This window comes from Vibrio quintilis (assembly GCF_024529975.1).
Lineage (GTDB): Bacteria > Pseudomonadota > Gammaproteobacteria > Enterobacterales > Vibrionaceae > Vibrio > Vibrio quintilis.
Map to the genome: position 1 here is coordinate 134,872 of NZ_AP024897.1, position 22,350 is coordinate 157,221.

22 protein-coding genes are annotated in these 22,350 nt (G+C 46.3%); 15 read left to right on the forward strand and 7 right to left on the reverse strand.

The features are described from left to right. Nucleotides 1-7: 7 nt before the first annotated feature. Both OC443_RS00655 and hemC read right to left on the reverse strand, forming a co-directional pair. A complete protein-coding gene (locus OC443_RS00655; protein ID WP_073580597.1) occupies nucleotides 8-745 on the reverse strand; it encodes a uroporphyrinogen-III synthase in 738 nt (245 codons plus the stop codon). Further along, on the reverse strand, nucleotides 742-1,686 hold the full coding sequence (hemC, locus tag OC443_RS00660; protein ID WP_073580599.1) for a hydroxymethylbilane synthase: 945 nt from the start codon (nucleotides 1,684-1,686) through the stop codon (nucleotides 742-744). Before hemC ends, OC443_RS00655 begins: the two co-directional genes overlap by 4 nt. A gap of 337 nt (nucleotides 1,687-2,023) precedes the next feature. Between hemC and OC443_RS00665 the strand changes: the two genes are divergently transcribed. Beyond that, nucleotides 2,024-4,567 (forward strand): class I adenylate cyclase, encoded by a 2,544-nt coding sequence (locus OC443_RS00665; RefSeq protein ID WP_073580601.1) that lies wholly within the window; start codon nucleotides 2,024-2,026, stop codon nucleotides 4,565-4,567. A 1-nt stretch (nucleotide 4,568) separates the two neighbouring features. Here the strand turns inward: OC443_RS00665 and cyaY are convergent, their stop codons facing one another. After that, the gene (gene cyaY, locus OC443_RS00670; RefSeq protein ID WP_073580603.1) at nucleotides 4,569-4,883 is read right to left on the reverse strand and encodes an iron donor protein CyaY; all 315 of its coding nucleotides are present in this window, start codon (nucleotides 4,881-4,883) and stop codon (nucleotides 4,569-4,571) included. Between the two features lie 76 nt (nucleotides 4,884-4,959). On the opposite strand from cyaY, the gene lptM reads away from it, so the two are divergent. From lptM to yigB, 6 genes are read left to right on the forward strand one after another with little or no spacing between them, the layout of a single operon-like run. Further along, nucleotides 4,960-5,079 carry an LPS translocon maturation chaperone LptM gene (lptM, locus tag OC443_RS00675; protein WP_073580605.1) on the forward strand — a complete coding sequence of 40 codons (120 nt, stop codon included), beginning with the start codon at nucleotides 4,960-4,962 and terminating at the stop codon, nucleotides 5,077-5,079. A 28-nt stretch (nucleotides 5,080-5,107) separates the two neighbouring features. Beyond that, nucleotides 5,108-6,358 carry a diaminopimelate decarboxylase gene (gene lysA / locus OC443_RS00680; protein ID WP_073580607.1) on the forward strand — a complete coding sequence of 417 codons (1,251 nt, stop codon included), beginning with the start codon at nucleotides 5,108-5,110 and terminating at the stop codon, nucleotides 6,356-6,358. 8 nt (nucleotides 6,359-6,366) lie between these two features. Beyond that, the gene (gene dapF / locus OC443_RS00685; RefSeq protein ID WP_073580609.1) at nucleotides 6,367-7,197 is read left to right on the forward strand and encodes a diaminopimelate epimerase; all 831 of its coding nucleotides are present in this window, start codon (nucleotides 6,367-6,369) and stop codon (nucleotides 7,195-7,197) included. Between the two features lie 11 nt (nucleotides 7,198-7,208). Then, nucleotides 7,209-7,898, forward strand: coding sequence for a DUF484 family protein (locus OC443_RS00690; protein WP_370738727.1), 690 nt, complete (start codon nucleotides 7,209-7,211; stop codon nucleotides 7,896-7,898). Between the two features lies 1 nt (nucleotide 7,899). Beyond that, on the forward strand, nucleotides 7,900-8,832 hold the full coding sequence (xerC, locus tag OC443_RS00695; RefSeq protein WP_073580611.1) for a tyrosine recombinase XerC: 933 nt from the start codon (nucleotides 7,900-7,902) through the stop codon (nucleotides 8,830-8,832). A gap of 3 nt (nucleotides 8,833-8,835) precedes the next feature. Then, nucleotides 8,836-9,558 carry a 5-amino-6-(5-phospho-D-ribitylamino)uracil phosphatase YigB gene (yigB, locus tag OC443_RS00700; protein ID WP_073580613.1) on the forward strand — a complete coding sequence of 241 codons (723 nt, stop codon included), beginning with the start codon at nucleotides 8,836-8,838 and terminating at the stop codon, nucleotides 9,556-9,558. A gap of 18 nt (nucleotides 9,559-9,576) precedes the next feature. Here yigB and OC443_RS00705 read toward each other — a convergent pair whose 3' ends face one another. Both OC443_RS00705 and OC443_RS00710 read right to left on the reverse strand, forming a co-directional pair. Beyond that, nucleotides 9,577-10,173: a tRNA-uridine aminocarboxypropyltransferase gene (locus OC443_RS00705; protein WP_073580615.1), complete on the reverse strand. Its 597-nt coding sequence runs from the start codon at nucleotides 10,171-10,173 to the stop codon at nucleotides 9,577-9,579. Further along, nucleotides 10,173-11,189, reverse strand: coding sequence for a hypothetical protein (locus OC443_RS00710; protein ID WP_073580617.1), 1,017 nt, complete (start codon nucleotides 11,187-11,189; stop codon nucleotides 10,173-10,175). Before OC443_RS00710 ends, OC443_RS00705 begins: the two co-directional genes overlap by 1 nt. 320 nt (nucleotides 11,190-11,509) lie before the next feature. Here OC443_RS00710 and OC443_RS00715 point away from each other — a divergent pair, with 320 nt between their 5' ends. Then, nucleotides 11,510-13,480, forward strand: a complete 1,971-nt coding sequence (locus OC443_RS00715; protein ID WP_073580641.1) for a hypothetical protein — start codon at nucleotides 11,510-11,512, stop codon at nucleotides 13,478-13,480. Nucleotides 13,481-13,565: 85 nt separating this feature from the next. Here OC443_RS00715 and xylB read toward each other — a convergent pair whose 3' ends face one another. Continuing rightward, on the reverse strand, nucleotides 13,566-15,017 hold the full coding sequence (xylB, locus tag OC443_RS00720; RefSeq protein ID WP_073580643.1) for a xylulokinase: 1,452 nt from the start codon (nucleotides 15,015-15,017) through the stop codon (nucleotides 13,566-13,568). Nucleotides 15,018-15,305: 288 nt separating this feature from the next. On the opposite strand from xylB, the gene OC443_RS00725 reads away from it, so the two are divergent. The 3 genes from OC443_RS00725 to OC443_RS00735 all read left to right on the forward strand — a co-directional run bounded on the left by OC443_RS00725 (nucleotide 15,306) and on the right by OC443_RS00735 (nucleotide 17,915). Continuing rightward, nucleotides 15,306-16,487, forward strand: a complete 1,182-nt coding sequence (locus tag OC443_RS00725) for a XylR family transcriptional regulator (RefSeq protein ID WP_073580645.1) — start codon at nucleotides 15,306-15,308, stop codon at nucleotides 16,485-16,487. A gap of 208 nt (nucleotides 16,488-16,695) precedes the next feature. Then, the gene (locus tag OC443_RS00730) at nucleotides 16,696-17,133 is read left to right on the forward strand and encodes an Hsp70 family protein (RefSeq protein ID WP_073580647.1); all 438 of its coding nucleotides are present in this window, start codon (nucleotides 16,696-16,698) and stop codon (nucleotides 17,131-17,133) included. A gap of 287 nt (nucleotides 17,134-17,420) precedes the next feature. Beyond that, on the forward strand, nucleotides 17,421-17,915 hold the full coding sequence (locus OC443_RS00735) for a GyrI-like domain-containing protein (protein WP_073580649.1): 495 nt from the start codon (nucleotides 17,421-17,423) through the stop codon (nucleotides 17,913-17,915). A 17-nt stretch (nucleotides 17,916-17,932) separates the two neighbouring features. On the opposite strand, the gene OC443_RS00740 is transcribed toward OC443_RS00735, so the two are convergent. Then, nucleotides 17,933-18,739, reverse strand: coding sequence for a DUF5718 family protein (locus OC443_RS00740; RefSeq protein WP_073580651.1), 807 nt, complete (start codon nucleotides 18,737-18,739; stop codon nucleotides 17,933-17,935). 431 nt (nucleotides 18,740-19,170) lie between these two features. Between OC443_RS00740 and OC443_RS00745 the strand changes: the two genes are divergently transcribed. From OC443_RS00745 to OC443_RS00760, 4 genes are all read left to right on the forward strand, one after another. Beyond that, nucleotides 19,171-20,439 carry an SLC13 family permease gene (locus tag OC443_RS00745; protein ID WP_073580653.1) on the forward strand — a complete coding sequence of 423 codons (1,269 nt, stop codon included), beginning with the start codon at nucleotides 19,171-19,173 and terminating at the stop codon, nucleotides 20,437-20,439. A 25-nt stretch (nucleotides 20,440-20,464) separates the two neighbouring features. Continuing rightward, the gene (gene ttdA, locus OC443_RS00750; protein ID WP_073580655.1) at nucleotides 20,465-21,364 is read left to right on the forward strand and encodes a L(+)-tartrate dehydratase subunit alpha; all 900 of its coding nucleotides are present in this window, start codon (nucleotides 20,465-20,467) and stop codon (nucleotides 21,362-21,364) included. Continuing rightward, complete coding sequence (ttdB, locus tag OC443_RS00755) at nucleotides 21,361-21,990, forward strand: L(+)-tartrate dehydratase subunit beta (protein ID WP_200796898.1); 630 nt, start codon at nucleotides 21,361-21,363, stop codon at nucleotides 21,988-21,990. Before ttdA ends, ttdB begins: the two co-directional genes overlap by 4 nt. A gap of 81 nt (nucleotides 21,991-22,071) precedes the next feature. Beyond that, a complete protein-coding gene (locus tag OC443_RS00760; RefSeq protein ID WP_073580657.1) occupies nucleotides 22,072-22,350 on the forward strand; it encodes an OadG family protein in 279 nt (92 codons plus the stop codon).

Genomic DNA, 22,350 nt, shown 5'->3' on the forward strand with positions numbered 1-22,350 from the left:
GTTCCTATCACTCTTTCTGGGGCTGAAGTGCAGCCACTAAATCTGAATTATTGGCGCTACCCACAACGATAATATGTGTGAATCCCATATCTTGTGCAATTTTTTTTATTCGCTGACTAGGGACAAGTAATATTCGATCAAATAGCCATGGGTGATAAAATTCCGGTATTTGCGAAACAAAAAAGTTGAGTTGAGAAACGCTGGTGATAACGACTTTTTCGATGGCTGCATCCTGCCATGTGTGCACCATGTGCTCCGCATTAAACGGCACCATTTCCCGCTGATAAACCTCGCAATAGTTGATCCGGGCTCCCTGCTTTTTTAGCTCCTGAGCGATGAGCTCTCTTCCGCCGTTTCCCCTGAGTATCATGATTGAGATACCTGAGAGATTCTGAAGTTCCGGAAGCTTTATAAAGTGTTCACTGTCACTAAACCCGGGATAGTTTACCGGTTGTTGGGTAAAATTACTCAAAAGCTGTGCAGTTTTTTGACCAATGGCAAGATATCTGATGTGTTCCGGCCACCTGTAGCCCTGTTCCATGAGATATTCATGGCTAAACCGGGCTGCCTGCTGGCTGATGGCAATTACGATCTGGCTTTGCTCTATCTGAGAAATGAGCTGTGGACACTCCCGTCCTCTTTTAAAGCGAACAAGAGGGAGATGAATGGCTGAAAAGCCATGTTGAGTCAGTTGATGGCACAGCTCTTGTCCGTGCGGTTGCGGACGAATAACAAGGATGCTCATGATGATTCTGTTGCGTGACTCAGGCGATCAAGGATTTCTTGCGCACCATCCTGAATCAACTGTTCTGCCAGTGAGATCCCGAGCTGTTCTGCTGTTTCCCGCGGGCCCCGAATTTCTCCGCGTACAATTTGACTGCCATCAGGTTCACCAACCAATGCTCTGAGCCATAGCTGGTCATTTTCAAGCTCGGCATAACTGCCTATTGGTACCTGACATCCGCCTTGCAGTGTCAGATTCATTGCCCGCTCACAACGAACCCGGTCTGAAGTCTCGATATGATTCAATGCTTCAAGCTTCTCCTGTAGCCAGACATCATCAAGCCGGCACTCAATACCCACAGCACCCTGACCAACTGCAGGCAGAGATTGTTCCGGGTCTAAATAGCTTTGGATTCTTTGTTCAAGTTGTAAACGTTTCAGACCGGCAGCAGCGAGGATGATCGCATCAAATTCTCCGGCATCCAGCTTACTCAGGCGGGTGCCTACATTTCCTCTCAGCTCTTTCACAACCAGATCAGGGCGATAAGATTTTAACTGGCACTGCCTGCGTAAACTGCAGGTGCCAATGGTAGCTCCCTGCGGAAGTGCATCAACAGAGTGATATTGGTTCGAGACAAACGCATCTCTTGGATCGTCCCGTTCACAAATTGTGACCAAACCGAGTCCGGACGGAAAGTCGACCGGTACATCTTTCATGGAATGAACCGCAAGGTCGGCCCGCCCTTCCAGTATTGCGACTTCCAGCTCTTTAACAAACAGCCCTTTACCACCGACTTTGGCCAGTGGTGTATCTAAAATGACATCCCCTTTGGTTGTCATGGTGATTAACTCTACAGTTAACTCAGGATATTCTTTCAGCAGGGCATTTTTCACATATTCAGCCTGCCAGAGGGCGAGTGGACTTTTTCGGGTAGCAATTCGGACTGGACGGTTATTTGTCATAGTTATTTCTGATTTTTCTATCGCTGATGGCCTGAGTTCATCCTAACATTCTTTTCAGAAAAATCGAAAATCAAGAATAAATAAGTGAATCTGGTTGAATAATGACTCGCATTATTTTATTTTTGTGATGTAGCTCTTGTTTATAGAATGAGCTATTATTTAGAAGTAACGAATGAGAATATTGATAATTTGGTGAAGTAGCTCGTGTTTCCCTGTAAAGCCCGGGGCTAAATCTTTACCAGAGATAAATAAAATGATACATTGATCACGTTTTTCCCACGATATTGTGCGGATTGTGAGCAACTTAACAGACTGTATTTAACCAAGGATATCACCCTTGCTAAGCTATACTGAGACTTTGATAGAAAGATTAGATCATCTGAATCAGCTGCGCACTGAGCGTGCGCTTGCATTGATGGATCTTCAAAGTCAACGTGTATTTCGTCTCATTCCCGCACTTTTTCATTTCAACCATCCAGCGATTCCCGGTTATTTCAATCAAGATGTTCCTTTCGGTGTCTGGGGATTTAAACCTGATGTTTACCAGCAACGTTTCGTCAGTGATACAGAGTTAACACTGGGTCATGCGCTTTATCAGGAGCCAACGCCACATATTCTGGGCTTGTACACGATGGGAAGTACTTCCTCTATTGGTCAGAGTACTTCCAGTGATCTGGACATCTGGGTATGCATTCACTCTTCCATGGGGCTGGAATTAAGAGAAAAGCTGGCTAAAAAATGTTTGTTGCTGACCGACTGGGCAAAAACTCAGGGGGTGGAAGCCAACTTTTTTATCATGGATGAGCAGCGTTTTCGTCATCAGCATTCTGAAGAAATGACGGGGGAGAACTGCGGTTCTTCTCAGCATTTATTGCTACTGGATGAATTTTACCGCTCTGCGGTTCGTCTGGCGGGAAAACGTCTCTTATGGCAGATTGTTCCTCCTGAGATGGAAGAGTGCTACGACGAGTATACGCAGCAGCTTTGTCAAAAGTCTTATATTAATTGTGACGAATGGTTCGACTTTGGCCGGCTGAACCATATCCCGGCTGAAGAATATTTTGGGGCGAATCTTTGGCAGCTGTATAAAAGTATTGATTCACCATATAAGTCTGTTCTGAAAGCGATCCTGCTAGAAGCCTATTCCTGGGAATATCCACATACACAACTGCTAAGTATAGATAGTAAGCGGCGGTTTTTTACGCATGAGCCTGAGTTATATGGCATCGATGCTTATTACCTGATGCTGGAAAAGGTGACTCAGTATCTTGAGCGTATCAACGATCAAACCCGGCTAAATTTGGTCCGGCGCTGCTTTTATTTAAAAACGCATGAAAAGTTATCCCGTGAGCCGGGGGTCGGCTCTATGCCGTGGCGCCGGGCTGCACTCCAGGAGCTTTCTGAGGCCTGGGGCTGGTCTGCTGAAGAAATTGAAGGCCTCGATAATCGCCGGAACTGGAAAGTAGAGCAGGTTAAAGTTGTTCACGGTGATTTACTGGATGCTTTAATGCAAAGTTACCGGAATCTGATTCAGTTTGCCCGCCGTAATGATATTACCTCTTCTATTAGTCCTCAGGATATTTCTATTCTTGCCCGGAAACTGTATACCGCCTTTGAAATCCTTCCGGGTAAAGTGACGCTGCTGAATCCTCAGATTTCACCCGATTTACATGAGTCTGATTTGTCGTTTATTGAAGTGCAGCAAGGGCGGACAAATCCAAATGGCTGGTATCTTTATAAGCAGCCACTTGTGGCACATCAGCTGATTGGTCAGCGATATTTAGAGCATCATGAATATCTGAGTAAACTGGTCTCATGGGCTTTTTTCAATGGGCTGATTACGGAGTCAACCCGGTTGGATGCCGTCATCCGTGATGGGCAGCTGGATATTGATAAGTTATATCAAATGGTCAGCGATTTACGGAATACCTTCTCATTGCATAAACGCCGTCCGACTATGCAGGCATTGGCGAGTCCCTGTGAAATCAACCAGCTTGCCATGTTTATTAATTTTGAACGGGATCCTACCTGTAATATTTCCGGGAAAACCCTCAAAATTGATTTGAAGACGGTCGATGTATTGAGCTTTGGCCGACAGCAGGAATGTCTGGTTGGTAGTATTGATTTAGTGTACCGAAACTCCTGGCATGAGGTCCGCACCTTACATTTTGAAGGTGAAACAGCAATTCTTGATGCGCTTAAGACGATGTTATGCAAAATGCATCAGGATGCACTTCCTCCCGAATCTGTCGATGTTTTTTGTTACAGTAAGAATTTGCGGGGCGTGATCCGGAATGCAATTTACCAGCTTTTAGCTGAATGTATTGATTTAAGATTAAAACCGATTGATCAAATGAAACGTCGCCGCTTTAAAGCGTTGCGGGTGCAGGATCAAATGTACGGATTCTTTTTTGAACGCCGGGGTGTTTCAGTTCAGCGGCTTGAAAATTCCGTCGACTTTTATCGTAGTATTTCTATCAATAAAGTGAATGGTTCACCTTTACTGATGATTGACCGTGAACAGGATTTCCATTTACCGGATGTCATTGATGGCTTTGCCAGTGAAGGTCTGATCCAGTTCTTCTTCGAAGATTCTGAGAAAGGTTTTAATATTTACGTGTTGGATGAGTCGAACCGGGTGGAAGTTTATCACCAGTTCAGTGGCAGTAAAGACGACATGGTTGCCAGTCTGAATAACTTCTACACTTCGATGCGTGACGAGAATAAAGTGTCCTCTAAATTTATCAATTTTAATCTGCCACAGTATTATCAGATACTACACCCGGAAGATGGGTGTAGTTATATTATTCCTTATCGTAGTGACTCGTCATCCGGTTCTGCTGAGCGGGGTTCGGATTCTCTTTCACAACGGTTTGGCTGATTTAATCCCATTCAATTTCTTCGTCGGCGTGCTTTTCACATTCCTGTTTGACCAGTACCAGTAGTTCCAGTCCTGTTTTCGAACAAATCCACTGATTGTCTTTATATTGAAAATGGAATCCACCGGATCTGGATGCCAGCCATATCTCATGCATGGGCTCCTGACGATTAATCACAATCTGGCTGCGATCCTCAAAATCGAGTGTCATAACATTTCCGGTCGTCTCATAATCGATATCGGCCCCGGAATCATCGATGAGCTGTTCAATGCGTTCCATTTGCTGATCAACATATTGATGAAATTCAGTATCGTTCATTCTTATGTCCTATTGCTTTTCCTGAATCTGGTGCGATTATAGGGGGCATTGAATAAATAATCACGATATATACAAAATGAATAAAAAGTTGACGGCATTTTTGTTACTCTGCATGTTAGCGCTGTCGGGCTGCGGGCAAACGGGTGCCCTATATATGCCGGCAGATAAGCCTCAAAATGAGCAATCTCAGCCATAATCATCAATTAGTGTGAAGGGAAAAGATTTTGGATTACTTCAATTACCGGGATGGCCAGCTTTGGGCCGAAGATGTCACTGTCGCGCAACTGGCACAAGATTTCGGAACGCCGTTGTATGTTTACTCCAGAGCAACACTGGAACGTCACTGGCATGCTTTTGATAAGGCGGTTGGTGATCATCCTCACTTAGTTTGTTATGCCGTGAAAGCTAATTCAAATATCGGTGTCCTGAATGTGCTGGCCCGTCTGGGCTCTGGCTTCGATATTGTTTCAGCCGGAGAGCTTGAACGGGTAATTGCTGCGGGTGGAGATCCGGCTAAAATCGTTTTCTCTGGTGTTGGAAAAACAGAGACCGAAATGGTCCGTGCCCTTGAGCTGGGCATTAAGTGCTTTAATGTTGAATCTGAACCAGAGCTGGAACGGCTCAATAAGGTCGCCGGATCTTTAGGTAAAGTTGCGCCGGTTTCATTGCGTATTAACCCGGATGTTGATGCGAAAACCCACCCTTACATATCAACGGGCCTGAGAGACAATAAGTTTGGTATCGCTTTTGATCGGGCTGCTGATGTATATCGGCTGGCGAACGATCTTGAACACCTGTCGATTCAGGGAATGGATTGCCATATTGGCTCTCAGCTGACCAACATTGAACCATTTATCGATGCAACCGATCGCTTGTTAGCGTTGATCGAACAGTTAAAATCAGAAGGGATTGAGATTCGCCATCTGGATGTTGGTGGTGGTCTGGGTGTCAGCTATCAGGATGAAACGCCGCCTCAGCCGTCTGAGTACGCGAAGACGCTTCTGTCCCGTTTAGCCAATCATCAGAACCTTGAGCTTATCTTTGAACCGGGCCGGGCAATCGCGGCCAATGCAGGTTTGCTGCTGACAAAAGTTGAGTTTTTGAAGCATACAGAACATAAGAACTTTGCGATTGTTGATGCAGCAATGAATGACCTGATGCGTCCTGCACTTTATCAGGCATGGCAGGCGATCATTCCTGTTGTTCCGCGCGAAGAGACAGAGACAGTTTACGATATTGTCGGACCTGTGTGTGAAACCAGTGACTTCCTTGGCAAAGATCGCAGCCTGTCTGTTCATGAAGGTGATATTCTGGCTGTTCGTTCTGCAGGTGCATACGGATTTGTGATGTCTTCAAATTATAATACCCGGCAACGGGCTGCTGAAATTATGGTTGATGGCGATCAGGCGTATGTGGTTCGTCAGCGGGAATCTCTTGCTGACTTATGGGCTCTGGAGACCCAATTGCCGGAGTAAAGAATTTTATGCATTTCCACTTTTCTAAAATGCATGGTTTGGGTAACGACTTCATGGTCGTTGATTGTATTACCCAAAATGTATTTTTTTCACCTGAATTGATCCGTCGTCTGGCGGATCGTCACACCGGTGTAGGCTTTGATCAGCTACTCATCGTTGAAGCCCCCTATGATCCTGAAACCGATTTTCATTACCGGATTTTTAATGCCGATGGCAGTGAAGTTGAGCAGTGCGGGAATGGCGCCCGTTGCTTTGCCCGTTTTGTCCGGATGAAAGGATTAACCAATAAATTCAACATTCATGTCAGTACTAAAAAAGGAAAGATGGTTCTGAACGTTGAGGAAGACGATCAGATTACCGCAAACATGGGTGTGCCTGAATTTGTGCCTCACAAAATTCCTTTTAAAGCAAAACAGCAGGAAAAAACCTATATTTTACGTGTAGACGGGCAGACTTTGTTCTGTGGTGCCGTGAGTATGGGAAATCCACACGTTGTGACCATTGTTGACGATGTGTTGACCGCAGATGTTGACACGCTGGGGCCTCAGCTGGAATCTCATGAACGGTTCCCTGAGCGGGTCAATGCTGGTTTTATGCAGATTGTTCATCCCGGAGAGATTCACTTAAGGGTTTATGAACGCGGTGTTGGTGAAACCCAGGCTTGTGGCAGTGGTGCCTGTGCCGCTGTTGCTGTTGGCATTCTTCAGGGAGTGCTGGATGAAACTGTTGTGGTCAGGCTTACGAGAGGAGAACTGAAAATTCACTGGAAGGGGCCGGGTAAACCGTTATATATGACGGGACCGACCGCGCATGTTTTTGATGGTCAGATTTCTTGCTGAGAAGGGATATTGTGTCTAGCACTGATATAGAAATTGAAGAAAGTGATGCACTGACAGCCGAGGTGGTGGCTGAATACCTTCGTCATCATCCTGATTTTTTCATTCATCGTCCGGAGCTGGCAGAACGCCTGACTTTACCGCAAGAGCCGGGCGCGGTTTCACTGGCTCATATACAGATGCGTCGTCAGCGTCAGCGTATTGAATCTCTTGAGGAAGAAATTACCGCTTTAATGTCGCTGGCGGCTGGTAATGATCGCACATTTCAGCACTTCATGGTGTTGCAGGAAGACATACTGCGTTGCGATGAACTGTTTCAGGTGATTCGCCTGATTGAACAAAGAGCCGCAGATATCAACCTGAGAGCTTATATTCGTTTATCCGCGCCATTGTCTGCCAGTCAATACCGGTTGGATATGGATTACTGGCAAAGTTTTTCCCGCAGTTATCTCAATGGTAGTCAGGCTTATCTGGGCAGAATGCGAAAGGTTGATCGGGATGGACTATTTGGCGGGCAAACGCCATCGCCTGAGTTTGGTTCCTACGTTGTTCTGCCACTGGAGTCCCATAAAATGGCCGGAATTCTGGCTTTTTCCAGCGAAGATGGCGGACACTTTCAGCCTTCAATGGATACGCTCTTTTTGTATCATCTCGGCGTGGTACTCTCTCACCTGATTGATATTTTACCCTGGAAGCGTTCGTGATATGAACGAGACGCCGGGCTCTGCGCTACCGCAGACACTCCTTCAGCCCCTGAATCGTTTCGATGAATATATGCGAAATGAAAGAGGGTTGAGTGAGCATACCCGTCAGAATTACCGGCAGCAGTTGATACATATGGCTGAGTATCTGGCACAAAGAGGTTTGAATTCCTGGCAACAGGTTGATGCTGCCTGGGTCAGGCAGCTTGCAGCCCAAGGGATGCGCGAAGGCATGAAAGCCAGTAGTATTGGAACCCGTTTGTCATCACTGCGCAGTTTTTTCGATTTTCTGATTCTGCGCGGGGAATTGCCCGCCAATCCTGCCAAAGGGGTTTCCGCGCCGAAGAAAAAGCGTCCTTTGCCTAAAAATCTGGATGTTGACGAAGTCGCTCAGTTGCTGGAGGTGAATGAAGATGATCCGCTGGCCGTGCGGGACCGGGCTATGATGGAACTGATGTATGGCGCGGGTTTACGTTTAGCTGAGATGGTTAGTCTGAATCTGGCGGACCTGTCATTTGATCAGGGAGAGCTCCGGGTTATCGGTAAAGGTGACAAAGAGCGCAAAGTGCCGTTTACCGGTCAGGCGTCAGAGTGGATTCGCCGGTGGATTCCTTTCCGCGCACAACTGGCCCATGCAGATGAACCCGCGCTATTTGTTTCAAAGCGGGGCATCAGAATTTCTCACCGGAATGTGCAGAAACGAATGGCTGAATGGGGAATCAGGCAGTCTGTTGACAGCCATATCAGTCCCCATAAACTCCGCCATTCATTTGCGACTCATATTCTTGAATCAAGTCATGATTTACGTGCAGTTCAGGAATTACTGGGGCATGAAAATATTTCGACAACTCAAATATACACTCACCTTGATTTTCAGCATTTGGCGAATGTTTATGATCAGGCTCATCCACGTGCGAAGAAGAAGCGGGAAAGCTGAACCATGCATTATTACCGTAATATGCCCCGTATCCGGGCAATGACTTTTGATCTTGATGACACTTTGTATGATAACCGGCCGGTCATTCAACAGCTGGAAAATAAGCTGATGACATGGATGAACACACATCATCCTGTGACAGCTTCCTGTTCACTGCAATGGTGGCAGCAGCAAAAACAATCCCTGCGGGAAGAGTACCCGGAGATTATTCATGATGTCACTCAATGGCGTTTTCAGAGTATTTGCCGTGGTATGCAGGTGTTAGGTTACGATGAGCAAAAAGCGACGGAAGCAGCCAGAGAGGCAATTGTAGAAGTCCTTTACTGGCGTAATCAGATTCATGTGCCGGAAGAAACGCACCGGGTACTTCAGAAACTGGCTGAAAAAATACCGCTGATCGCGATTACCAACGGGAATGCCAGTCCGGAAAAAATTGGTTTGTCTTCCTACTTTCAGCAAACGTTGAAAGCTGGTCCTGATGGGTTCTCTAAACCGCATTCAGACTTGTTTATCAAAGCCAGACAAGAGCTTTCCTGCCCGCAGGAACAAATTTTACATATCGGCGATCACCTGAGAACGGATGTTGATGGTGCAAAACGCAACGGTTTCAGTGCCTGCTGGCTGAATGTTGGCGGAGCAGAAAGTCTGACCCGGGCTAAACGTTCCCGGTTGCTGCCGGATATTGAAATTCACCAGCTGGATGAACTGTTACTTTTAGTTGAGTGACGCTTGATTGAGTCGTGCTTAGTTCAGTTTCAACGCATGACCACTTTTGTCGGCCTTTAGTCTGGCCATAAAGCGTTGCAGAAACAGTCGCAGCGCTGTTGCTGATTCAGGTTGATTTAACTGATCCAATAACTCAGAAATCACTTCCAGTGTACATAATTCGCCGGATTGCTGGTTCTTTCTCAGACGATATGCTGATGCCTGTGATGGACTGAGTTGTAGTCGTGGCACATCTTTCAGCCACTGACTCTTTCTCTCCATTTTCTTTGCTTCCTGCCAGGTGCCATCAAGCACAATGAAATGGGGTGTCAGATTTGTCTGAGCCGCCATCTTCAGTGCATCTGTCAGCGTCAGGCTTTGTTCAGAGGGAAAAAGTAACAGAGGTAATGTATCGCTGTTTTCCAGTTGTTGTTTTAGTCCGGGGGCGGGGTGAAGACGCTGCCAGCCGTAAATCTCACATGAAGGAAAAATATCATCAAGCCAACGGCCGGTATTTGTATCCCGCCGTGCTTCCTGCTCATGCATCACCACTGATAAATGCAGTGACGCACTGAGCCGAGGAATCTCATGGCACAAACACTGATACTGTAGTCTGCAATGTGGACACCTACTCATTATTTTTCCTTGTAGAGTATCAGGCCACCATTATTGATCTGGTAAATCTGCGCGCCGACCTGTTCTTTCTGTGTATGGAGCCGGTCGCCGTCACGGGTGAAAATTCGCTGAGATAACAGATATTGCTGCTGGTGCTGTGTCATCACGACCTGTACCTGATCATCGTTCAGTGCCTGCCAGAATCCGGTTTCAACCAAAGGTGTCGGATCATTCGTATAGGTATATAAAGTCTTTGCACTATGATCCGGATAGAGGTGAAGTGTGACTGAAAAGTTATTGTTTTTGGTCGAGGAAGCAAAATATGTGGCTGCCCAGGAACGGGAAGCATCAATATTACTCAGGCGGGCACAACCATAGCGGCGTTGTTTATTGTGAGTCAGTGTTGCCATCCAGCCAAGTATGGTCTCTTTGTCGGGTTTGCAGGTATCCGGTGTCAGAGACAGTTGCCCGTGACTGGTCAGATACAGCCGCCGATCCGGGTGTGTCTGGATCTGCTGTAGCGTCCATTGCTGGTTTTTCCGGCCGGGTAGTGTCGCAATAACTTTTTGACCGGAAAGCATCACCGACCAGACGGGTTGAATACCGCTGGCCTGTGTGGGCTGATAAGCCTGACTGCATGACTTCAGCGGGTCCGGCGCTGCATAATTGAGTTGTTTTGTGACCAGCATGGCCTGAAAGTCAGCGTTATATCCGGTCAGGCTGGGAATCGCCAGATGGCCGAAAACTTCACCATAAATTTCCTGATAAGGCGCTTTCACCAGTGTCATCAGTGTGTGTTGCATTGCCGGTGTCAGCTTAAGCAGATACTGCTGGCGGCTGCCACAAGGGGTAAAGGAACTGCTTTGTGGGCCGAGGGTAATCCGCCCGCGAAAGAGAATATCCGGCGTTTTGATATTGGCCAGATTTTCCAGTGCCGCTTGTTTTTTTGCCGGTGGCTGCGGAGAGGAAACCGGAAGGCTGCATGCCTGAAGAAAAGCCATCGTCAGGAGCAATATCAGTGCTCTTATTGTCTTCATTCAATCAATTCCCTGCAGCGAAGTCAGAACGCTTATTATGGCATATCTTAATGACGATTGGTGTTGTAAGGTCAGAAACTTTAAATGTCAGAGGTACTGTTGTTGCAGCCCGGCTGGTGTCCGGGGTGAGGCAAACCTGTCTGGTTGGTTTCAGTAATTATTTATCTGCTATTATACCCGGTGACCTGAATCAGGCGTCTTCAGGTCATTCAACGTTTAAATGGCTATTCAGGTATCTCTGCTTCCGATTGAAATCAAATATCTGAATCTACTTAGTGTCTTCTTTTCAAAGGAAAACACGTACCTCAGGTATCATACTTATGTTGAATCTATTTAATACATCTGCAGATAACACTGTATCTGTTTCAGACACCGGTGATCGGCTATCCCGGTATATCTTATTAATCCTTCTTTTGATTTTTGCATTATTCAGCTTTCGTTATCAGTTCTTACTGTTAAATTTCCAGCAATGGGGTGATGAATCCGAAACAATCGTCACAGCTAAAATGATGGCTGCCGGGATTAAACTATATTCAGAGATATTTAATCATCACGGACCTTTGACCTTTCTCCCGGGGTTGATTGTTGAAAAAACAGGTGATTACAGTATCAATGTGCACCGGATACCTATCGCTTTGCTACAGATAATGGCTGTCTTTTCTGTCTATCGAAGTCCGATAATCAAAGGAACATGGCAGCGGGTTATTATTTCAATTGTTGTGTCTACAGTGATGTTGATTTATATGCCAAGAATTTTTGGTCATACCTATATTTATCAGACACTGGCCGGTTTGTTATTAATTGTTCTGTTATCTCTGTATGCATTGCCTTCAATTTTTGAACCGGAATCTTTACATAAATCTCATATCGTTACCGGGAATATTTTAATTGCTTCACTTCCTTTTCTCGCGGTGACCTATGCTCCCACCGCTATTCTGCTGTTCTTCTTATCGCTGAGAATGACATATATCAGGACGGCTTTTCTGGCTGGTTTTCTTGGTTTTGCACTTAATATATTATTTTTGGGGCTTTACGGTTCTTACCCGGGATATCTGGCATTTCATATCTATCTGAATGCAGAAATATTGCCCTATTATACAGGGCTACAGCCGGGTTTTCAGTTGATTGTGAATGCACTGAAGGCGATTATATCGACTAAAGCGCAGGTTATTTCCCTGGTTGTCATGCTCATCAGTACTTTCATCCTGGCCCGGAAAGAACAAGGTTTTCCATGGCGGACTTTGTTATTACTTGGTGGATTTGGCAGCCTTCTGATGCGGGGAAGCGGGTTTCAGGGGCTACCATATATGTATGGCACGTTAGCTCTGTTTATTCCTCTGCTGGGGCGTATTAAGATCAATTCATTACCCTCTCAATGTATTGTGATTGGGATGATTGTTTTTGCCATCGTTAAGGTCTCCCTGCTTCTTCCCGGAAATAAACAAAAGATTTTGTTACACACAATTCCTTATGAAACAGAATTTTCCCGTTTTGTGCAGGATGTGACGAATAAAAATGATCGTATTATCGCCTTTTCTTTTAAAAATTTAGAATATATTTATTCTGACCGGTTACCTGCATCAGGGAACTTTTTCTATTTTCCATGGCAGGAAAAATATAATGAACACCCAAAATTTGGTGTGATGATTGATACCTGCAAACAGATAAAACAAGTGCAACCCAAAGTGATGTATATCAGTAAATGGAATGTCTGGGGACGGTATCCATGGAATAGTTATGCGGGTTGTATCCAGCAATATATGGATAGCAGTTATTATCAAATTCCCGGAAAGCCATATTATGTCAGAAAAGATTTGGTGAATGAAAATGGCTTTGACCGATTATTTAAACAACCACACTACAGAAAGATGAGACCTTCAGTCCCGTTAGATGAAAACTCTCCGGTGCAGTTAATGTTCGCCCCTGAGCCTGTTCAACTGATCGTGCCTCAACAGCAACAGCCGGATATATCAGCGCTCCGGCTGACGGGTGTTGGTATCATGTTTGATACGTATAACCGGACGAATCAGGGAAGTGCGGAGTTATTGCTTAAACGAGCGGGAGCTTCTGACTTAACCGTGGATATATCGTTACAGGATTTGAAGGATAACCATTACCACTACTTCGACCTGCCTGAAGGCATTTATACATCGGGCAAGGTTATTTCTGTCACTGGGAATGGCGTGAGTATCTGGGAGAGTCATTCTGAGCGTGGTGAAACGTTAACCTGTATGAAATATTATTACAGTGATGGAAGCCGGGCATATACACCAGGGTGCCCCGTCTTCTGATTTCAGTCAGCCAACCCCTGTCTGTGCATCCTCATCCGGACAACCTGAACACTGTGGCTTCAGGTTGTCCGGGTCTTCGCAGAAGTTAAAACAAACCTTCAAGCTGTTGATAGAGTTTCCGGAAAATAACGCGTTTGTTTTGATAAGCCTGATGCGTTGTCAGATTCGGCTGATGCTGCTCTATCAGTGGCGGCTCCGGACAAATTTCATCCAGTCGCGATAATCCTTCTGTTCCCAAAGCGGCCAGCCTTGCCGCACCGAGGGCCGGGCCAACTTCACCGCCCTGACGGTAAGTTAGTTTGATACCGGTGATATCCGCCAGCATCTGACGCCAGTATGCACTGCGCGCTCCGCCGCCGATCAGGCAGACTTCCTGTGGAATATTTCCGGTCGCATGGAGTGCGTCTGCACCATCAGCAAAAGCGAATCCGACCCCTTCAAGGACTGCCTGAATCAGATGAAAGCGGGTGGTCTCGTGCGTCATCCCGAAGAAGACACCCTTCGCATCCGGATTATTATGCGGTGTTCGTTCGCCGGATAAATAGGGCAGGAAAATCACCGGGGTTAGTTCCGGCCGGTTGGCTTCAAGCGCTGTCAGCATGTCACCGACTGAACCGAATCCGGTCAGTCCGGCAACCCAGTCAAGGCAGGAAGCCGCGCTCAGCATCACAGACATATGATGCCATGCCTTTGGTAGTGCATGGCAAAAGGTATGGAGTGCTGAATCAGGATTGGCCTGACAGCCGTCGCTGACCGCAAAATAAACGCCTGATGTGCCAAGAGACAACATCGCCTGTCCGGGACGGGTAATTCCGGTGCCAACTGCGCCTGCTGCATTATCGCCGCCACCGGCAATCACAGGCACCACCGGTACTCCCCATTGCTGCGCGACAGACTCACTGAGGTAGCCGGTGACATCTGTTCCCTCAAAAAGATCTGGCATCTGCGCTTTGGTCAGTCCCGTGGCCTGCAACATGGGCTCACTCCAGCAGCGTCCGGATAAGTCCAGCCAGCAGGTACCGGCAGCATCAGACATATCTGTCGCAAACTGGCCGGTCATCTTAAATCTCAGATAATCTTTGGGGAGCAGCACTTTCGAAATTCGGGTAAATATATCCGGTTCGTGTTTCTGAACCCATTTCAGTTTCGGCGCGGTGAAACCGGGCATAATGAGATTGCCGGTGATTTGATGACTTTCCGGCACCCGCTCCTCCAGCTCCTGGCATTCTCTGGCACACCGGCCATCATTCCACAGAATCGCCGGACGAAGTACATTGCCCTGAGCATCAATCAGGGTTGCACCGTGCATTTGCCCGGAAAGTCCGATGGCTTTGACCTGAGATAAATCGGTTTGATCCCCCAGCTGCCGGATGCAGTCGCAGGTTGCCTGCCACCATTGTAACGGGCTTTGCTCGGACCAAAGTGGCTGAGGCCGGGATATATCCAGTGCTGATGTCCCGGTTGCGATGATTGCTCCGGATGAAGAGAGCACAATCACTTTAACCCCGGACGTCCCAAGATCGATACCAATATACATAGTTCTTCAGTGCCTTTTTATTTTTATGGTGATGATTCCCTGAACTATCGTCACAGTTCAGCGGATCCAGATGTTATTTTTGTATGTTAGTCTGATTGATATTCCAGACAATTATGATTTCTTATTGCTTATTTCTGTTATTTCATCAACGCGTGAGTGATCACACTACCGGGCAGGACACACTGTTAATCTTGACGGTCACACATAAAAATACAGATGCATTGCAAGTGGGTGGGCATTGTCGTTCGTGAATGTTCCGATTATTTCAGGAGACGGGTATTGAATAACATGATGGATAAACGTTATCGGATTAATCTGCTTTTTAATGCAAATAAAGTGTATGACCGGCAGGTCATTGAAGGAATTGGTGAATACTTACAGGCTTCTCAGTGTAACTGGGATGTTTTTCTTGAGGACGAATTTACCGCAAACCCTGAGAATTTTCAGGCATGGCACGGCGATGGTGTCATTGCTGATTTTGATAATCCGGACATCGAATCCTTATTCCGGGATGTCAATATTCCGGTGGTTGGCGTCGGTGGTTCTTACCGGGATACCAGTATGTATCCTGACGTCCCTTATGTGGCGACAGATAACGCTGCGCTGGTGAATCTGGCACTACAGCACCTGAAGGAAAAAGGGCTGGAAAACTTTGCCTATTACGGATTACCGGAAGATCCCCGTAAACGCTGGGCGTTGGAGCGTGAGCGGGCATTTCAGGATCTGATGAAGTCTGAGGGATATCCCGGTGCCGTTTTCCGCGGTAATGCCACGGATCCGAAAACCTGGCAATACGATATGAATCGACTGGCGGACTGGCTGCAAATGTTGCCAACGCCGGTCGGTATTATTGCGGTGACGGATGCCAGAGCGAGACATCTGCTTCAGGTGTGTGACAACCTGAATATTATGGTGCCGGATAAAGTAGCGGTGATCGGGATTGATAACGAGCAGCTGGCGCGTTTTCTGACCCGCGTGTCTCTCAGCTCGGTCGGACAGGGGTGTAAGACCATGGGCTATCAGGCTGCGAAGTTGCTGCATCAACAGCTGGACTATCAGCAACAAAAGAAAAATGAACCCTGCCGGATTATTATTCCCCCGGCGAAGGTGTATGAGCGTCAGAGTACTGATTATCAGGCCCTGAAAGATCCTTATGTGATTCAGGCGATGCACTTTATCCGCCGGAATGCCTGCAAAGGGATAAAAGTCGAGCAGGTACTCAATTCTGTCGGGGTGTCCCGTTCCAATCTGGAAACCCGCTTTAAACAGGAAATGGGGCATTCGATTCACCATGAAATACATCATGCGAAGCTTCGCCGGGCCTGTCATCTGCTTGCAGCAACCACGCTATCCATTCAGGAAATCTCGGAGCTCTGTGGTTACCCGTCATTGCAATATATGTATTCGGTATTTAAGAAAGATCTGGCCCAGACACCGAAAGACTACCGGGATATCAAGCTTACACGCTAAATCAGCATTTCCGGTGATCTCAGACCAGCTGGCAGAGCCTGCTCAGACGCGGGCGGATTCCCGGAAATAGAATTCCATTCCGGTTCTGCCATCTGGATCTTCTCTTTTAGAGAGATCCTGCTACGATGAACCGGAGATGATTTTTTACCCGGGTGGTGCAGGCTGAATAAGCTCTTTGTGCCGGGGTTTTGTAGTACAGGAAGATCTGATGAGCAGATATCTGATTTTACTGATGGGATTCATTTTTTCGTGCGCAGTCCATGCCGGCGGAATCATTGTTGAACCGGATTCACCTGTTGCTCAGGGGCCGGCGTTGACGGAAGACATTGGCATTGAAATGCAGGGTGGGGAGCTGAATCCTGTTCTGTTTATGGGGTGTGAGATTCCGTGTCGTCATATCCAGACTTTCAGCACCGCAGATGATGATCAGGAAGAAATCACAATCCATATGTTTCGCGGCCGCTCTAAGTACGTCAAAGATGACGTTGACCTTGGCTCGTACAAATTATCCGGTATTTATCCGCAAAAGAAAGGCAAAGCGCTGATTCAGATTCTTTTTGGTGTATCTGACGGGCGAATATGGATTATGGCCTCCGATGTGAATGGCTATGCTGATATACATATCAACAGAGTTGAAGCTCACTAATTCATCGTAGTGATGACTTCTTTATCTGAACCTGCTTCACATTTGTTTAATTTCAGGACGAATTATTCGCTGATATCAAGTATTAAGATTTCTGAATATTGATAAAAGTCAGGTTATTGAGATGGCGCTTTTGTTTTCATAACCGGCTCGTACTGATTATCTCATTGTATTATTTTTTACCCATTGAATGACTTTTATCCATAAACTTGTTTTTACGAATAGCGGATTTGTTATTTGCTGATAGTGAATTTGTTATTCAGTCGTCATAGTGAGCAGCGAATTTCGATATGGAACCACGTATTATTCATTTACCGGTGATGAAATTTGCCGGGTGCCGGGAAGCACTGGATTTGCACTCCGGTAATCTTTCTGAGGTTCATCAGGCATGGTATCGCTTTTTTCATCTTGAATCTGGCTTGATCAGACATAAAGTCAGAAACAATCAGTTTTGGGGTGTCACTTCTGAAATTGATTCCATCCCGCATACTTATATGGCTGGTTGTCAGGTCACTGAATATGATAATGGCTTAAGTGAGCACGGTGTTGAGTTGTTTGAAACCAGAGAACAGCAATTTGCTATGTTTGAGCACAGTGGCCACGCCGATAACATGGGAGAAACGATTTGTCAGGCTTTTGAATGGCTGAAGCAGAGTGATTTTGAACTGGAAGATACCTACATTTTAGAGATGTATGATGAGCGGTGTGATTCTGATCACCAGGAGTCTTATGTCGTCGAACTTTACTTTCCTGTTCAGAATGCTCAGTTAAAAAACCGGGGCTGAACCGCCCCGTTGAATGTTTATGCTGATACAGTCTGGCGAAGCCATGATACATTCCCGGTAAAGTTTTCTGCCCGGATTAATGATTCGATATCGTGGCTGTCAGTTTCATAGACGGCAACCGTTAATTTATCCCCTGGCATCAGATAGTTTTCCTCACCAAACGGCGCATAAGCGGTCGCACCGACAGAAATAATACATTCTTCCGGATAGTCATGAGAGGCTAACAGCGTCTGGATATTTTCCAGCGGTCCGTTATCGGTCTGATGATTCATCGCATCGATGAGCCATTCAATTAAATCCTGATTAAACAGGCTGTAATCGCCGACTTTTGCATCAATACCATATGGGTGTAATTCACCGTTCCTTTCAACAAAAGATGCCAGTGAATAGCTGTGGATATTTCCTTTGGGATTAAATTGATCAATCGCGATCCAGGTATCGCTGACGCCTTTACTTGCCGGGCCCCAGTTTTTCTTCTCAGAAATCTTCTTCGCCCCTTCTTTTCTCAGTGTACAGTCGTTGAATGCTGCAAAATGAGTTGGCGTCAGGGTTGCAACCTGATTATTTTCGTAGGTTAGTTTGCAATAAATCGCTACTTCCGGCTCCAGCTGAGGGCATTCATTGTCAGGAATGATTTGCTCTGAACTGGAATAAGGATAATGGCTTAACTGACTTTCTGCTTTAGGCAGATAGAACGGAAAAATACCTTTTGGCTTATTTTCAGCAGTGATAATGTTGGCGAAATCTTTCATTTCTCCGGCTTGTTCTAAATGTCCGGCAAAATTACCGGCAATTCCGAATCCGATTACTTCATTAAGATTCATAGTTCGTTCCGTATATTGGTTGATTGATTAAGCTAAGTGAAATCAGTTGATTATATTGTTGAGCTCTGAATTTCTCCCCGGCTTTATTGATCAAAGACCAACAAATAAGCGCTTTGGGCAGAGAGCGGATCGTTTCGATGATGGGCCGGGACTTATCCGGGTGTTTTTCCCGTCATCGACCGTTCAACGGCATCTTATCAGGATTGTAAGTAAAGATCTTTCCATATAGTGATAACCTTATGATTTTTATATTTTTTATTTATTTAATTCAACTTTATTCATCCTGTTTGGTATGCATTGGTTAATTTTGAGTCATCTCTCAGTTTTGGATCAAAAACCAAGATCCTTAAAGACAACATAAAATGTATGGAATAATATATTTGGTAATGGATCCATTATCAAATATTAAATATAATACATCAGGAGATACCATGACCCCTACATCTATCACATTGATTTTGCTGCTCTTTGCGGTAGTCATGTTTATTTGGGAGAAAATCCCTTTGGCACTTACTTCTATGATCGTTTGCATCGGACTGGTTTTAACCGGTGTGCTGAATGCCACAGAAGCCTTCAATGGCTTTGTGAATAAAAACGTCATTCTGTTTATTGATATGTTTATTATCGGCGCCGCTCTGTTTGAAACCGGGATGGCGAAAAGTATCGGTGGCGTTGTGACCCGGTTTGCGAAAACTGAAAAGCAACTGGTGGTCGCGACCATGCTGATTACCGGCGTGATGTCCGGGCTGCTGTCAAATACCGGCACCGCAGCGGTATTGATTCCGGTGATCATCGGGATTGCTGCCCGCTCTGGTTTTGCCCGTTCCAAATTGCTGATGCCGGTTGTTTTTGCCGCAGCAATGGGGGGCAACCTGAGTCTGATCGGTGCGCCCGGCAACATGATTGCACAAAGTGCGCTGGAAAAAGTCGACATGAAATTCGGCTTCTTTGAATACGGTTATGTCGGCCTGCCGATTCTGCTGTGCGGCATCCTGTTTATCTCAACCATTGGTTATCGCCTGCTGCCGGATCACCAGGTTGGTAACGAGGGTGATCAGAAGGTCAAAGAAGATACTTATGACCATATTCCGGAGTGGAAAAAGCGGACTTCACTGGGTGTGCTGGCAGTTGCCATTCTGTGCATGGTGTTTGAGAAAAAAATTGGTATTCCGCTGCATATCACAGGTGCGATCGGTGCCATTGTGCTGATTTTCCTGGGGGTAATTTCAGAAAATCAGGCTTACAAATCGATTGATTTAAAAACCATTTTCCTGTTTGGCGGCACACTGGCGCTGGCCGCGGCAATGAAGAAAACCGGTGCGGGCATGGTCATCGCCAATACGGTGCTGAGTTCTGTCGGTCAAAGCACATCCATGTTTGTGATTATGCTGGTGATATTCCTGTTGGCGGTCGTGATGACGAACTTTATGTCCAACACGGCGACCACCGCTTTACTGGTGCCGATTGGTATGTCGATTTCCACTTCAATTGGTGCTGACCCCCGCGCAGTCATGATGGCGGTTGTGATTGGTGGTTCTCTGGCGTATGCCACGCCAATCGGTATGCCTGCCAATGCGATGGTGTTAGGTCCGGGTGGGTTCCGCTTCAGTGACTATGTGAAGTCCGGTCTGCCACTCATTATTGTTTCAACGATCGTCAGCATGATTCTGCTGCCGGTTCTGTACCCATTTTTCCCATAAAAAGTTCTGATAAAGGAGAACGAATGTGAGCGAACAAAATAAAATTCAGGAAATGACGGAAGTCATGGGCAAATTTGTCTCTATGATTGGGAAAATCCTGCCGGATGACGTCATGGACAAACTGACCGAGCTGAGAACTCAGGAAGACTCCAGACTGGCAACCGCCATTTATACCACCATGTTTGATAACCAGAATCTGGCCAAAGAGCTGAATCGCCCTAGTTGTCAGGACACCGGTGTGATTCAGTTTTTTGTCAAATGCGGAGAAAACTTCCCGTACATGGGCAAGCTGGAAAGCATGCTTGAAGCCTCTGTCCTTTACGCCACAGAGCATGCGCCACTGCGTCATAACAGTGTGCAAACCTTTGATGAATACAACACCGGGAAAAATATCGGTAAAGGTACACCGACCGTGTTCTGGGAAATTGTGCCGGAGAAAGACAACGTAGAAATTGATGCGTACATGGCCGGTGGTGGTTGCACACTACCCGGTAAAGCGACCGTATTAATGCCGGGGGCCGGTTATGAAGGCGTGACTAAATTCGTCCTCGATATTATGACCAGCTACGGCCTGAATGCCTGTCCGCCACTGCTGGTAGGTGTGGGGGTTGCCACCTCGGTTGAAACCGCCGCTTTACTATCCAAGAAAGCGCTGATGCGCCCTATCGGCAGCCGCAGTGAGAATGAACGGGCCGCCAAAATGGAGCAGCTGCTTGAAGACGGTATCAACGAAATTGGTCTCGGGCCACAGGGTATGTCCGGGAATAAATCCGTGATGGGTGTTCATATTGAAAATACAGCGCGTCATCCATCCACTATTGGCGTGGCTGTGAATACGGGTTGCTGGTCTCACCGTCGTGGTCACATCATTTTTGATAAAGAGCTTAATTTTGAAATTACTTCACACTCAGGAGCACAGCTATGAGCGTTAACCACATGAACGATAAAAAAATACTGCAAACACCGATTCAGAATGAAGATTTAGCGGATATCCATGTGGGAGATGTGATTTATCTGACCGGTTACTTAGTGACCTGCCGGGATGTGGCTCACCGGCGTCTGATTGAAGAAAAACGTGATTTACCGGTGGATATTAACGGGTTGGCGATTTTCCATGCCGGGCCGATTATCCGTTCTCTGGGTGATGAAAAATACGAAATGGTTTCTATCGGCCCGACAACCAGTATGCGGATGGAAAAGTTTGAAGAAGAATTCATTGAGCAGACCGGCGTGAAACTGATTGTTGGTAAAGGCGGCATGGGTGAAGGCACGCAGGCCGGCTGCCAGAATCATAAAGCACTGCATGTGGTTTACCCGGCGGGTTGTGCGGTTCAGGCGGCCACTCAGGTTGAAGAAATTGTCGATGCGCAATGGAAAGACCTGGGCATGCCCGAAACGCTCTGGGTCTGTAAAGTGAAAGAATTCGGCCCGCTGATTGTGTCCATTGACACCCACGGCCGTAATTTATTTGAAGAGAAAAAAGTGATTTATAACGAGCGCAAAGACAAAGTGTATGAAGACATCTGTCAGCACGTGAAATTCATCAAATAACTATCTTCGTTCGTCCAATAGCGATCTTCAGGCATCCCGTTTTCCGGGATGTCCTGAAACTGATTTTTTTCAGGAATTAATATGAATGAAAATTTATTTTCTGAAGGCGTGACTTTAATGCTTTTGGGAATGGGGTTCGTGTTTGTTTTTTTAATGTTTCTTGTCGTCATGATTCATCTTCAGACGAAAATCACTTCTTTACTGCCTGAACCTCAGAACAACAAAGAAATACAGAAGAAAAACAAACCTGCCGGAAAAAATACACAGGTGAAATCTGATGAAGGCCAGTTGATTGCTGTATTGACTGCTGCCGTCTGTTTGCACAGGAAAAGTCAGCGCCGAAACAGAGTAGAGGGGTGA

What these genes read in the sequence shown, in the direction of transcription:
- hemC (WP_073580599.1), bottom strand. Translation starts at nt 1,686, where the DNA reads ATGACAAATAACCGTCCAGTCCGAATTGCTACCCGAAAAAGTCCACTC.
- OC443_RS00745 (WP_073580653.1), top strand. Translation starts at nt 19,171, where the DNA reads ATGACCCCTACATCTATCACATTGATTTTGCTGCTCTTTGCGGTAGTC.
- OC443_RS00730 (WP_073580647.1), top strand. Translation starts at nt 16,696, where the DNA reads ATGAGCAGATATCTGATTTTACTGATGGGATTCATTTTTTCGTGCGCA.
- ttdB (WP_200796898.1), top strand. Translation starts at nt 21,361, where the DNA reads ATGAGCGTTAACCACATGAACGATAAAAAAATACTGCAAACACCGATT.
- OC443_RS00715 (WP_073580641.1), top strand. Translation starts at nt 11,510, where the DNA reads ATGTTGAATCTATTTAATACATCTGCAGATAACACTGTATCTGTTTCA.
- lptM (WP_073580605.1), top strand. Translation starts at nt 4,960, where the DNA reads ATGAATAAAAAGTTGACGGCATTTTTGTTACTCTGCATGTTAGCGCTG.
- cyaY (WP_073580603.1), bottom strand. Translation starts at nt 4,883, where the DNA reads ATGAACGATACTGAATTTCATCAATATGTTGATCAGCAAATGGAACGC.
- OC443_RS00725 (WP_073580645.1), top strand. Translation starts at nt 15,306, where the DNA reads ATGATGGATAAACGTTATCGGATTAATCTGCTTTTTAATGCAAATAAA.
- OC443_RS00735 (WP_073580649.1), top strand. Translation starts at nt 17,421, where the DNA reads ATGGAACCACGTATTATTCATTTACCGGTGATGAAATTTGCCGGGTGC.
- yigB (WP_073580613.1), top strand. Translation starts at nt 8,836, where the DNA reads ATGCATTATTACCGTAATATGCCCCGTATCCGGGCAATGACTTTTGAT.
- OC443_RS00760 (WP_073580657.1), top strand. Translation starts at nt 22,072, where the DNA reads ATGAATGAAAATTTATTTTCTGAAGGCGTGACTTTAATGCTTTTGGGA.
- dapF (WP_073580609.1), top strand. Translation starts at nt 6,367, where the DNA reads ATGCATTTCCACTTTTCTAAAATGCATGGTTTGGGTAACGACTTCATG.
- OC443_RS00710 (WP_073580617.1), bottom strand. Translation starts at nt 11,189, where the DNA reads ATGAAGACAATAAGAGCACTGATATTGCTCCTGACGATGGCTTTTCTT.
- OC443_RS00705 (WP_073580615.1), bottom strand. Translation starts at nt 10,173, where the DNA reads ATGAGTAGGTGTCCACATTGCAGACTACAGTATCAGTGTTTGTGCCAT.
- xerC (WP_073580611.1), top strand. Translation starts at nt 7,900, where the DNA reads ATGAACGAGACGCCGGGCTCTGCGCTACCGCAGACACTCCTTCAGCCC.
- xylB (WP_073580643.1), bottom strand. Translation starts at nt 15,017, where the DNA reads ATGTATATTGGTATCGATCTTGGGACGTCCGGGGTTAAAGTGATTGTG.
- OC443_RS00655 (WP_073580597.1), bottom strand. Translation starts at nt 745, where the DNA reads ATGAGCATCCTTGTTATTCGTCCGCAACCGCACGGACAAGAGCTGTGC.
- OC443_RS00740 (WP_073580651.1), bottom strand. Translation starts at nt 18,739, where the DNA reads ATGAATCTTAATGAAGTAATCGGATTCGGAATTGCCGGTAATTTTGCC.